This window comes from Paraburkholderia sp. BL25I1N1, from assembly GCF_003002025.1.
GTDB lineage: Bacteria > Pseudomonadota > Gammaproteobacteria > Burkholderiales > Burkholderiaceae > Paraburkholderia.
In genome coordinates this window covers 398,461-410,312 of sequence record NZ_PVZB01000004.1, presented here as the reverse complement: position 1 = coordinate 410,312, position 11,852 = coordinate 398,461, and the positions used below count along the sequence as shown (strand labels likewise).

Genomic DNA, 11,852 nt, shown 5'->3' with positions numbered 1-11,852 from the left:
CTATCGCTTGACGTTCACAAGGCGTGGCCAAATTTTGCTCTTCGGGCACAACTACAAGATTTCGGCACTGATCGTCCCGTGCCGCCCTATGAGCGGACATTGGTGAGTCGAATCTGAACGACTCGTATGGGTCGGGCTGAGTCCATCCGCGCTTCGAACTCATCGCCGCAAAGCGGTCATTGGCATTTCGCCTCCCGAAAGCGGCCGGTCGTCAACGCGCAGCCAAAGCTCCTGAGCCGATGCGAATAAGACGGCATTACACGAATCCCACCGTCTATTGCGCTACATTAACTAAAGGCTTCGCAACCTGTGCTTGGTCCTCCGGAGCAAAAGCGAGTTTTCGGCACAGCCATTGCCAATGGCTATTAGCAAAGAGTCGCCGTTGCAACTGTCCGCATCTTGAACCGAGCGATGAAAGGCTCAAACCGTCATTGCTTGACGGACATACAGAATCACAGTAATTGAGCGGTGGGACGTACGACGATTTCGTTGATGTCGACATCAACTGGTTGCTCGATGGCGAAGGTAATGGCGCGCGCCACGGCAGTTGGAGAAATCGCTTTTTTGTAGATTTCCAGAATACGCGCGCTGTCGGTCCCGGTGGTTTTGTTCTGAATACCACTGTCCACCGCACCGGGCGTGATCGAGGTCACGCGGATCGGATAGCCGGCCATCTCGGCGCGCAAGCCTTCCGAGAGCGCTCGAATCGCAAACTTGGATGCGGAATGCACGGCACCACCCGGTGAGAACACCTTCAATCCATGCACCGAGCCCAAGTTAATTACATGGCCAAAGCCTCGTCGCAAGAACACCGGCAACGCAGCGCCGATCCCCCAGAGGGTCCCCTTCAAGTTCAAATCGATCGTGGTTTCCCATTCCTCCGTGTTCACCTCGACCATTGGACGGATCAGCATGACACCCGCGCTGTTGATTAACACGTCGAGCTTCCCGAAATCAGCGACGACGGCACTAACAACCAGCTCGATGTCTTTCTTTCGGGTGACGTCGACGTCGTATCGCCTGGCTTCGCCGCCCTCGGCAAGAATGTGCCGGACCAATAAATCCGATCGGTTTGGATCTATATCCGCAACAGCAACGATTGCGCCGTCTGCAGCTAACGCTTTCGCCGCGGCCGAGCCTATCCCGCCGGCGCCTCCTACGATTAGAACGACTTTACCCTTGATCCCTTCACGCATGACGTATCCTTTTCACCTTTGAGGAGCTTTGAGCCACTTGCGTTGAGCAAATGTCAAAGCCGCCGTCTGTGCATCGCCAGATGCTATTTCCAATCCAGGGGCTCATGCTAATCGGCATGTCGTCGCTGAACCATTCGCCACTATCCGACAATGGCTGATCAAATTCGCACATCGTTCGCTTGGGAAGACATCCGCATTTTTGTGTCTCTGGCCCGTTATGGCAGCCTTTCAGCGGCGGCCCGGGCGCTATCGCTTTCCCATGCGACCATTTCCCGGCGCATTCAGACGCTTGAGAAAGCGCTAGGGGAGAAATTGGTGGAGCGTCGCCCCGATGGTTATGTGCTGACTGCGGCCGGCGTGCGCGCGCTTTCGCCTGCGAGCGAGATGGAAGCGGCAGCAGCGCGATTCGGACGCGGCGGCGAACCGCAGGTGCCGAGCGGGCTGGTGCGGGTCAATGCCCCGCCAAGTTTGGCCCAATGTTTTCTTGTCGAGAAACTGGCCGGTTTGACCGCTGCGTATCTGACTCTGGATGTAGATCTTGCTACCGATTTTCGGGCTGTAAGCCTCGAGCGGCGCGAGGCCGACATTGCGCTGCGGTTCGGGCGGCCAACTGACGGTGAGGTCATCGCAAAGCGCGCGGCCGTGCTCGGTTTCGGTTTTTATTCATTGGAAGACTGGAGGCGACGCCTGGCAGCCGGCGAAAACCCGACATTCGTCGGCTTTGACGATGCCAACGCCCACTTGCCGGAGGCCATCTGGCTCAGTGAAACCTATCCACGCGCCCGTATGGCGTTCAGAAGCAATAGTCAGGTGATGCAGGCGGCAGCGGCCCGTGCCGGCGCAGGCGTCGCCCTGTTGCCTCACTTTATCGGGCGCAGTGATGCAACCTTAGTGCTTTGCTCGATGAAGGAAGCGCCACCATCCAGGGAACTTTGGCTATTGATTCGCCGCGATGGCGTCACTAACCTCGCAACCAAAACGGTCGTCGATTTTCTAATGAACCTGTTTTCCAGCGAGCGTGAACTGATCGAATAGATCCTGCTGCGTCACCGCGCGCATGTCGTTTGCGAGCAACTTGTTCACGCGCGGACCAGTTCGGCACCGAGTATATCTGTGCGAAATTGAGCATCCGCTGAACGAATGTGGGGAGTGCCGCGCGGAGACTCAAGCCGCCATAATCTCCGCATTCCCACTTCGACATTGGACGCTGTGATGACTGGTGCAACTATTACCCTGATTGGCGGACCAACCACTTTGATAGAGGTAGGTGGCTTTCGGCTTTTAACCGATCCGACCTTTGATCCACCAGGTACTTACCAGCCATATCCGGGCAAGCCCGTGACGTTTCATAAAACCACCGGTCCGGCGCTCACCATCGAGGAAACCGGATCGTTGGATGCCGTGTTGCTCAGCCACGATCATCACTTCGATAACCTCGATACAATGGGGCGCACAATCTTGCCGACCGCGAAAACGACCTTTACGACGCTGTCCGGGCAGGCGCGTCTGGGCGGCAACGCCTTGGGCCTGGCACCCTTCGAAACAGAAATGATCGAAGGTCCGGGCGGCAGGCGATTGCTGATTACCGGGACGCCGGCGCGACATGGCCCGGTGGGAATCGAGCCGTATTCAGGCGACGTCATTGGTTTTCTGCTGGGAGAAAAGGAAGCAGGCGACGCGGTCTATGTGACCGGCGATACGGTCTGGTATGAGGGCACTGCCGAAGTTGCCCGTCGATATTCTCCAAAGGTGGTGATTGTCTTTGCCGGCGCCGCAGAGCCACGCGGGCGCTTCCAGATGACGATGGACAGCAACGACGCACTGTCTGCCGCCCATGCCTTCCCTAATGCGAAGATCCTGGCGGTGCATAACGAAGGCTGGAAGCACAACACCGAAAGCTCTGACGAGCTGGCTTCGGCCTTCACCGCCCTTGGCGTCGGCGATCGCTTGTTGCCCCTGCTGCGCGGCGAGCCATTGAAGATCGAGTGGTGAGTCGTGCCCCGGCGAACGGTGCTGAGAGTCTATGACGGTCCGTTGACCGAATGGGGCAGACGTTCAATTGTTTTGTCGAATTCGATGTCGGACGACCGTACATGGCCCCTCGGAGTCCGATGCATTGATGCGCCGGCCTTCGGGCGATCACACGATATCAAGCTCGGGGGCATCCCACGTCTGACCTAACGGTTCCGCGACCACCCGGTTCCTCCCCGCGCGCTTCGCTGCATAGAGCAGGTGATCGGCGCGCATCAGCAACGCCCCGACCGCCTCGCCGGGCCGGTACCGGGCAACACCGGCACTCGTCGTGACGCAAAGCGTAGCCTCAATCTCATCGAAGCGTGAAGATTCCAGCATGATGCGCAAGTGCTCTGCGATCTGAAACGCGAATTTGTCGTCGGCGCCCGGAAGCAGAAGCACGAACTCCTCGCCGCCGATGCGTGCCACCACATCTTTCTCGCGCACCGCAGCGCGCAGGATTGCGGCGAACTGGCGCAGCACCGCGTCGCCGGCCGCATGCCCGTAACGGTCGTTGATGGATTTGAAGTTGTCGATGTCGAAAGCGACCAGCGCGAGCGGATAGCTTCGCTTGTCCGCGACGCGGCGGCCCGCCAGGCGTTCAAACGCGCGCCGGTTCAACGTTTCCGTGAGCGAGTCGAGATCGCGTTCGAGAGTCAGCCGGTCGATCACGTCCGACATCGCTGCGGCCAGCAGCACGAGCCCCAACACAGCGCCCATCAGGGCGAGCGACAACTGTAGCAAGACCCAGAAAATAGTTCGCGCGAACGGCGCAGCGCTATGCGGCAAGGGTTGGATCGTAGTGAGCGGCGTCCTGATGAAAAAACTGGCGCCGAAGATCAGCAGCACCCAGAGAAGAACGCGGTTAATGGTGCGGCCATTGCAGCGTTTCCTGAAACGGACCGCGGCAAACATCATCAACAACCCGGCGCTGAGATTCAGAATGTAGACGCGCACGAGTAGGTTCGACGTCACGAAGGAGAAGTAATAGATGCCCCCCAACACCAGCGCGAACATCGACGCATGCGTCGCCGGCCGCAAATGAAGCCCCGCCCTGCGCAAAACACCTTCCGCCAACAGTTGAATACTTAGCACATAAAACGTTGCCGATATAAGCGCATTCAATCGCCACTCATCCGGCAGGTGACAGATCTGCACTGCCGAGCCGACTGCGAAAGCGACAAATGAAGCGGCGAGGAGGCGCAGATAGCGCAGTCGTCTATCGTAGATCCATGCACAGGCAAAACCGAGTGAAAAGACCGTCGTGACACCCGGGATGATCAATTGAACGAGTTGATTGGGCGATATCTGAGCGGGCATGTCACTTGTCCTCCGCTGCCGGACACGAAATCGCCCGGCCTATAGGTTGGCGGTTCTTGGGGCGTGTATCGCCAAGCGCCATTGACCGCTCCGCCCCAAAAATAGATGTGGCGCCCGATATTGTCAGAGGATTGTACGCCTGGTGAGTGGGGGCCTTCGGGCAAGGCGATTTCGCATCCGGTCTGGCGCCTGGAATTTGAAGCGCGCGGGATTGTCAGCGACTCTTTTGACGTCGGCATAGATCCCTTATTGGCCGTACTGAGTCCCACAGCGTCCGGCTTAGGTCGACCCGATTCGGTCAGCCAAATTTCTACGAACCGGCCATTCCTTCGTCGTGGTGTGCATGAGGCCAGCCAAGTACCAATGAGAACGAGCTAAAAGCGGCAAATGGCGACTTCTACGCCAATCGCAGATCCCACAACACATCGAGCACGTGTTGCGTGGAACGCTCGACGTACCCCGCACGATGGGCAATGCCGAGCCGCCGCCACAACGCCGGGCGCAGCGGGCGCATGACAATGCGTTTGTCGTGTAATGGCGTAGTGGCCTCATGAGGCAACAGCGCGGCGCCATAACCGGCCGCGACCAGACTCTTGATCGCGTCGTTGTAGTTGAGCTGGATGCGCGGCGCAGGATGGTGTCCGCCGGCAGCGAACCACTCTGCCGTCAGGCGAGAAAGACGCGTGGTTGCGTCATTGAGAATGAGCGGCTGGGCGACGAGCCATCCCGGCGTGACGCGGGCCGGGGACCGCCAATGCGCCGGCACAAAGGCCATCACCGGGTCGCGACGCCAAGGCTTTATCACGAGTCCCGCCACCGGCGGCTGAGGCAGCGCGACCAGCCCGACATCCAGCGTTCCATCCGCCAGCCGGGACAGCGTTTCCTGCGAAGTGAGCACGGCAATCTGGATGTCGATGCCGGGATGACGCTGGCGCAGCCCCTCGAGCGCGTGCGGCAACAGGTGCGCGATCGCGCCAGTCGACGCACCGAGCCGCGCGCGTCCTTCGAGCCCCTGCACCTGGCGTTGAATATCGTCTAGCGCCTGTTCCGCGTCGGCCAGCAGTCGACGTGCGCGCTCCACCAGCACCTCTCCGATCGCCGACGGCCTGACGTGCCCGCGCTTGCGTGACAGAAGCGGCGCTCCAATACGGTCTTCGAGTTCGGCGATGTGGAGGCTGACCGTCGGCGGCGCCAGGTGCAGTGCACGCGCCGCATCGGCAAATGAACCACGGTCGGCAATGGCGACCAAGGTGCGCAAACGGTCCAGGCTGATCTCTCGCATGTCGGCGTCCAGATTCAGAAAAACTGAATATTCAGGTTGTGAAATTCAACTTTCTCTATTCTAGCTGTCCGAGGAACATAGGGGCTCGTTCCACTGGGCACCACCCAAAGTCACAGGAGTATTCCCGCGTATGAATTCCCCCATTGTTTTCATCGACGGCGACCAAGGCACGACCGGCTTGCAAATCCACGAACGGCTGCGCAACCGGACCGACATCAGGCTGTTCACGCTTGGCGATACGGACCGCAAAGATCCGAGGCGTCGCGCGGAAGCCATCAACGCCTGCGACATCGCCATCCTCTGTTTGCCCGATGCCGCCGCGCTCGAGGCAGTCGGTGCCATTGTCAATCCTGCCGTCCGAGTGATCGACGCAAGCTCCGCGCACCGCACCAATCCGGACTGGACATACGGCTTTCCGGAAATGACGCCGGGACAGGCGGAGCTCATTGCGAGTGCACGCCGGGTCACCAATCCCGGTTGCTATCCGACCGGCGCGATCGGCTTGCTGCATCCGCTGGTGCAGGCTGGGCTCATACCGGATCACTACCCGATCAGCATTCACGCGGTATCCGGCTATTCCGGCCGCGGGCGGGCCGGCGTGGAGGAACATGAGGGGCCGGGAGCCGCCAACGCGTCTTCGTACCAGGTCTATGGCCTGGAACTCGCGCACAAGCACACGCCGGAGATTCAGCAGCACGCCGGGCTCGCGCAGCGTCCCATTTTCGTCCCTGCGTATGGAGCGTTCCGCCAGGGCATCGTGCTAACGGTGCCTCTGGCGTCGCGGCTGCTCGCAACCGGCGTGGCTGGCGCCATGTTGCACACATGCCTCGCACGCCACTATGCAGAGAAGACTCACGTACGAGTCTCGCCGCTGCACGAATCGAGCGCCTTGAAACATCTGGATCCGCAAGTGCTGAACGGCACGAACAACATGCACCTAAGCGTTTTTCATAACGTGGAGCACGGCCAGATCTTGCTGTCCGCGGTTTTCGACAATCTTGGCAAAGGCGCATCCGGCGCCGCGGTCCAGAACCTGAACCTAATGCTCACTCGGCAATAGTGGCCGACGGCTTCAGCTAACGTTCGGCCGCCCCATATGCCGACGATTGTTGCCAATCTGGTGGTGGCCGTCGAACGTCTCAAATTGGCCGATCATGGAAGTCCGGGGCCGCGGGCGAACGCCGGTCGCATCGCCCGGTCGAACTTCCAACGGTCGACCCCACAACGGCCCTTGGCCTTGCTCGAGATCGGACATTGAACGGACGGCGCTTGCCCGCTTGTGTGTAAAAATTGACCCATCCCGACAGACGGATGTATCCCCATGATTTCAGGTCACCACGCCGCAACAAATATTCGCCGGCTTTCACCCTCCGAATGGCCGCAGGCTTTCCCGGTCATCTCGCAGTTACGCACGCTTGATGAAGCTGAATTTCTCCAGCGGGTGCGTCGCCAATCATATTCCGGATATGAGTTAGTTGGTGCGTTCGTAGACGACGAACTTATCGGGGTCATGGGCATCCGACCGGTTCATACCCTCGCGCGTGGAGGGTATCTACATGTCGATGATCTCGTCGTAGCGGTGGAAGCCCGAGGCTACGGTGCTGGGCACGCTCTGTTGGATTATGCCGAGGCTGATGCGCGTGCGCGTGATATGAGCGCGGTGTTTCTGGATGCAAGACCGGAAGCTATCCCATTTTATGAGCGCCGAGACTACGGACTTCACTCAGCGCCATCGATGAAAAAGTTGCTCTAGTCTGTTTATCCTGCGGCCTCGACGCTATCTCGTTGGGATTGAGAACGATCCGCGTCGCCCTGTCGAATGGAGCCTCGTGGCCGACCGGCGTCCAATGCGATGAGACGCAGTCGGCACAGACCTTTGGCGGGTGCGAGCGAGTCACCGGCAGACTGGATCAGTATGGCGTTCAGTGGCGCTCGCTGATATTCCTTTCGCGCCATAACCGAAGCAACTCCCCTTGATTGCTGACCGGGCCTTCAAAAGTCGGAACGCCGTCTGGAATCAAAAACCATGGCTGCTTGCTGCGGGTAAATATGTGCGCTATCGGGACAAATTCGCTTTGGTTCTGCAATGTCCCAGGCCTGAGTATGGACAAGTTGGGCTGATCGTTTGGTTCTGCCCAAAGCCGGGTATCACAGCGCGGGCATGCCTTGCTACGCCGTTGCCCATGACCGAAGTCAAATGTCAGCAGCGTTGGCTCGCCTTCCAAAACATGCAAATCCGGTCGACGGACCCACATCACAGGCAGCGCAGCGCCGCCTGTCCTGCGCTGACATACAGTGCAATGGCAAACATAAAAAGTGAGCGGCTCTCGCCTGAGCTCAAATTTGATTTGCCCGCAGAGGCAATTACCGATGTAGGGTGCAGGCATAGCAACCTCCAGATGCCGTTGGTGAACGTCGGTGGGTTTGGACAGATCGGCAATTGTACGAGCCAGCGGCGAATTGTCAGCGATCTGTTGAGCATTGTCGAACGCCCGCTCTTGGCCAACTCTGCCCGACGCCGCCGTACGCAGGACTCTAAAACCGCGCGTCAGGCAGAGGACCGCAACCGACCCTGAAGCGACGGCCGCCCTGACCGAAAACGGTCAGTCGCCCCGTTCGTTGATGAACGAGCGGACCAAGAGCGCCCCTTCTTCTGGAGTACAGGTAGACGTGTCAACCCGCATCGAATAGGGTCTATCGTAAGCCGGATGCCCGAACTGCGACCTGGCCATTCCTTCTCCACGGTCTGGCCTTCCACGTTCACGTTCCTCCAAAACATGCAGGGGACATGAGACGCCAATTACATATGTGCGGCGCGGGGCAAGGGCCGAAATGCATTCATCGAAGACGGATGAATCCCTAAGCACAAGGTCGAGAACGATCTCGAAGTGACTATCCGCCACCCGTCTAAGAGCGGATTGCAAGTTGAGATGGTGAAGTCTCAGCGCTTGCGCCAACTCGTCGTCCGATCGCATGTCACGTCTACGCGACATTTCGACAAATGCATCGAGCGTTATGTGAAAGACGGGTGTTTCCGAACTATCTTGAAGCGCCCGAGCCAAGCTGCTCTTCCCCGCGCTGGTTGGTCCATGTAATACGATAGCAGTCGGTTCCATATCCTTACCAACGTCCCTTTCGAGTTGGAGTCACACGCTAGCGGGCCAGCTTTTCGTACAGCGACCAGACGTAGCCGCCGGGCTCCGGCTCCGGGTACAGTCCTACGCGGTAAAAGCCAAGCGACTCGTAGTATGCGCATAGCTTCTGGTTGTGAGCGGCGCAGTCGAGTCGAACCAAACGCCGGTTCAAAGTGCTTACGATTTCAGCGCACCAGTCAAGCATGAAGCTGCCGAGCCCGCGTCCGTTAAAGCCATTCCGCACGCAAAGCCCATGCACATATACGGCGATTGGTTCTTGAGGCCCCCAGTGGCTGTCGTCGTGCAGATCCAGCAAAAACGTTCCAACCGAAGTGCCATCCTGTTCGACGAGATACACCTCCCGTTGAGAAACGTTGTTTCGAACCCATCTCTCGGAAAAGCCGTCACCTTCTTTGCCCCACGCATAGTCACCGTGCGCCACCTTCTTTGCGTGCGCATCGTTGCGGATTTGCGTCAAAGCTGGCACATCCAGTTCACCTGCCCTGCGAACGGATATTTTTGTCATTGCTTTTCCCTCCAGCAGTAGATACAGCAGAGCGACGCTTCGCAAAACGCCTTTCACTAAATGAGTTCGGCGATTCGAACTATGGCCAATGCCGCTGGGACGAGCACCGCCTGCGCACATAGTGTCCCAAGAACGCGCGCGCCCGCGAGAATTGTAATGGCCCGCCGGAAGCTGTTTTCCGAAATTCGGCCTTCGATTACATCGTCGGTCATCACTGAAACTTGCGGATCGATGACCACGGCCAATACCACGGTCGCAAAGCCATTGATAACTGACGACAGATTCGCGCAGGTAACCCGCAAATCGGGCTTCAAGTATCCGGCATAAAGTGACGCGAAGACACCGACCGTCCAGATCCCCATCGCGATAGCGTTCAGTCCAATAACTTTCCAGGAAACGCCTGCGCCCGTTGCCAGTTGGATGACGTTATGCCGCGAAGGGAACCGTGCTCCAAGCCGAATATAGCTGACGCCTCCCCGACTGAAGATATGGAGGAGCAGGCGAGGAATCGAGCGATTTGCTTGAAAGTGATCGACGGCACGACTGAAATAGCGCTGGAACGTGGGAATTAGAAATGCACCGACAATGCTTGCCACCGTAGCAGTCAGCAGGAAAAGCCGAAAGTCGCGTAGCAAACCGTGCTCCATGTGACGAGCAATATCAAGCTCAACCCGCTTGGCTATGAATGGTCCTTGAAAGGAGTTCGCCGTCCGGGAAAGCAAAGCGATTATTCCGAACAGTGAAAATGACACGGCAATCCGTCGCGTGCGAACACCGGCGATCCGTACGGCATATGCCAGCGTCGCGATCACATGGATTACGAACGTAAGCCCGCAAATGATCAATAGCTGAGTGTCCATCTTGCCAACGCCAGATTGGGAGAACCGAAATCTACCCGGATTGGAACTCGCGGCCCGATTGTCGACCATCTTGGTTCACTGATCGTGTGACCGGAATTGGCCGCACACTGCCTGATGCGTTCAGCATAGGGCAGTTACGTTTCGACACCCACCTTGCGCAACCTGATCCATTCGTCTGCCACCTCCCCCATGTTCTTGGGTACTCCGCTTTTAATCCAGGCCATGAAGGAACGATCGAACCCGAACGTCTCCCCACATTCGCTCGTCAGAAATCGACGAACGTTTTGCGTGTTCTTGTAAGTCTCGTCAATTTTGGTGGCCCGATTGATCGGGTCTCGGTGCCAGTCAAAATTCATAGAGGCTCCCCGTCTTCAAAGTTGCTGTGAAACAGACTAGCTATTGTTAGCGATCTACGCCGAAGCGTCGAGCGGCCGAAATTGGCCGGATTCTGTCCGACGACGCTCGGCGGGAGTCGGTCCCTTCCCGTCCCCAGTTAGTTTCTGCGAATGCCGCCACTGCGCTCCAGAGCAGCCGTTCTGCCCCGCCGTCGCTCGAACGCAACTAGACGTCCGCGAGCAGTTCCTCCAGCAGGATCGTTACCTTCACGCCATTGGGCGTGCCCAGCGAATAAAGCTGCAACGGGTGCCGCCCGACCGGAAGCGCCTTCTCGTGCGTCGGCCCCGCGACCGGCCGGTTGATGTTGGCAAAGGTGCCGCCACTGGGTTTGTTCCAGGTCCAGACCTTCGGGGGAATATAGTCGAGTAAATCAGCCATGGGGCTCTCCGTAAGTCTCAGTGCCGGCTCACGCAGCCGGGGGATAGTTGGACGGGAAGAGCGCACGTCGGGTCTCCTCGTCGTTGACCTTCTTGAACGCGTGGTCCTTACCGACGGCTCTGGCACTGGCCGCCGCGGGACGTGCGTCGACCGTTTCGAACAGGCGCTTGAGATTCGGAAACGCCGCCAGCGGATCGTCGGCCCCTTTGAGCACGCGCGAGGCACGATCGAGCCATCCCCAAGCCGAGATATCCGCGATCGTATAGGTGTCGCCGACGATATGCGTCCGCCCTTCCAGATGGTCGTTCAAAACCTTGTAGTGACGCTCGGCCTCCCGTCGATAGCGGTTCACGGCATAGTCGAGTCCTTCGGGCGCGGCGAACTGGAAGTGCACGGCCTGACCCGAGAACGGGCCGAGACCGGAGGCGAGGAACAGGAGCCACGAAAGCAGCTCAGGCCTGTCCTGCGGGGAACCGAGCAGCTTGCCGGTTTTCTCCGCCAGATAGAGCAGGATCGCCGTGGAGTCGAAGACGCGCGCTTCCTCGCCCCCCGGCCCTTCCGTGTCGACAATGGCGGGCACCTTGCCGTTGGGGTTGATCGCACGGAACTGCGGTGTGTGCTGTTCGCCCTTGCTAGTATCGACGGGGATCGCCTCGTAAGGAAGGCCCGTTTCCTCAAGGAGGAGCGCGACCTTGGCCGGGTTTGGCGTGGGGTGGAAGTAAAAACGGATCATGGCGGTGCCCTCCG

Annotated in this window: 13 protein-coding genes and 1 pseudogene; 4 read left to right on the top strand and 10 right to left on the bottom strand. The window is 58.8% G+C overall.

The genetic code is table 11. The features are described from left to right. Positions 1 to 452: 452 nt before the first annotated feature. Positions 453 to 1,196, bottom strand: coding sequence for an SDR family oxidoreductase (locus B0G73_RS08645; RefSeq protein WP_106279731.1), 744 nt, complete (start codon positions 1,194 to 1,196; stop codon positions 453 to 455). A gap of 150 nt (positions 1,197 to 1,346) precedes the next feature. On the opposite strand from B0G73_RS08645, the gene B0G73_RS08640 reads away from it, so the two are divergent. Next, a complete protein-coding gene (locus tag B0G73_RS08640; RefSeq protein ID WP_106279729.1) occupies positions 1,347 to 2,231 on the top strand; it encodes a LysR family transcriptional regulator in 885 nt (294 codons plus the stop codon). Between the two features lie 177 nt (positions 2,232 to 2,408). Then, complete coding sequence (locus B0G73_RS08635; RefSeq protein WP_106279727.1) at positions 2,409 to 3,188, top strand: MBL fold metallo-hydrolase; 780 nt, start codon at positions 2,409 to 2,411, stop codon at positions 3,186 to 3,188. 147 nt (positions 3,189 to 3,335) lie between these two features. Here B0G73_RS08635 and B0G73_RS08630 read toward each other — a convergent pair whose 3' ends face one another. Together B0G73_RS08630 and B0G73_RS08625 are read right to left on the bottom strand one after the other, a co-directional pair. Continuing rightward, on the bottom strand, positions 3,336 to 4,529 hold the full coding sequence (locus B0G73_RS08630) for a GGDEF domain-containing protein (RefSeq protein WP_106279725.1): 1,194 nt from the start codon (positions 4,527 to 4,529) through the stop codon (positions 3,336 to 3,338). A 397-nt stretch (positions 4,530 to 4,926) separates the two neighbouring features. Next, on the bottom strand, positions 4,927 to 5,811 hold the full coding sequence (locus B0G73_RS08625; protein ID WP_106279723.1) for a LysR family transcriptional regulator: 885 nt from the start codon (positions 5,809 to 5,811) through the stop codon (positions 4,927 to 4,929). Positions 5,812 to 5,941: 130 nt separating this feature from the next. On the opposite strand from B0G73_RS08625, the gene argC reads away from it, so the two are divergent. Both argC and B0G73_RS08615 read left to right on the top strand, forming a co-directional pair. Beyond that, complete coding sequence (gene argC / locus B0G73_RS08620) at positions 5,942 to 6,871, top strand: N-acetyl-gamma-glutamyl-phosphate reductase (protein ID WP_106279721.1); 930 nt, start codon at positions 5,942 to 5,944, stop codon at positions 6,869 to 6,871. Positions 6,872 to 7,132: 261 nt separating this feature from the next. Then, positions 7,133 to 7,564 (top strand): GNAT family N-acetyltransferase, encoded by a 432-nt coding sequence (locus B0G73_RS08615; RefSeq protein ID WP_106279719.1) that lies wholly within the window; start codon positions 7,133 to 7,135, stop codon positions 7,562 to 7,564. Positions 7,565 to 7,733: 169 nt separating this feature from the next. Here B0G73_RS08615 and B0G73_RS08610 read toward each other — a convergent pair whose 3' ends face one another. The 7 genes and pseudogenes from B0G73_RS08610 to B0G73_RS08580 all read right to left on the bottom strand — a co-directional run bounded on the left by B0G73_RS08610 (position 7,734) and on the right by B0G73_RS08580 (position 11,838). Continuing rightward, positions 7,734 to 8,198 (bottom strand): GFA family protein, encoded by a 465-nt coding sequence (locus B0G73_RS08610; protein ID WP_106279717.1) that lies wholly within the window; start codon positions 8,196 to 8,198, stop codon positions 7,734 to 7,736. A 216-nt stretch (positions 8,199 to 8,414) separates the two neighbouring features. Continuing rightward, positions 8,415 to 8,927, bottom strand: a complete 513-nt coding sequence (locus B0G73_RS41855) for an AAA family ATPase (protein ID WP_106279715.1) — start codon at positions 8,925 to 8,927, stop codon at positions 8,415 to 8,417. A gap of 37 nt (positions 8,928 to 8,964) precedes the next feature. Beyond that, positions 8,965 to 9,471: a GNAT family N-acetyltransferase gene (locus tag B0G73_RS08600; RefSeq protein ID WP_106279713.1), complete on the bottom strand. Its 507-nt coding sequence runs from the start codon at positions 9,469 to 9,471 to the stop codon at positions 8,965 to 8,967. 56 nt (positions 9,472 to 9,527) lie between these two features. Further along, positions 9,528 to 10,331 carry a lipid II flippase Amj family protein gene (locus B0G73_RS08595; RefSeq protein ID WP_106279711.1) on the bottom strand — a complete coding sequence of 268 codons (804 nt, stop codon included), beginning with the start codon at positions 10,329 to 10,331 and terminating at the stop codon, positions 9,528 to 9,530. Positions 10,332 to 10,465: 134 nt separating this feature from the next. Continuing rightward, positions 10,466 to 10,687: a DUF6434 domain-containing protein gene (locus tag B0G73_RS40905; protein ID WP_106279709.1), complete on the bottom strand. Its 222-nt coding sequence runs from the start codon at positions 10,685 to 10,687 to the stop codon at positions 10,466 to 10,468. 214 nt (positions 10,688 to 10,901) lie between these two features. Beyond that, positions 10,902 to 11,105 (bottom strand): annotated as a pseudogene (locus B0G73_RS08585) (glutathione-dependent disulfide-bond oxidoreductase); the annotation flags it as partial. A gap of 28 nt (positions 11,106 to 11,133) precedes the next feature. After that, complete coding sequence (locus tag B0G73_RS08580; RefSeq protein ID WP_106279708.1) at positions 11,134 to 11,838, bottom strand: glutathione S-transferase family protein; 705 nt, start codon at positions 11,836 to 11,838, stop codon at positions 11,134 to 11,136. Positions 11,839 to 11,852 lie beyond the last annotated feature (14 nt).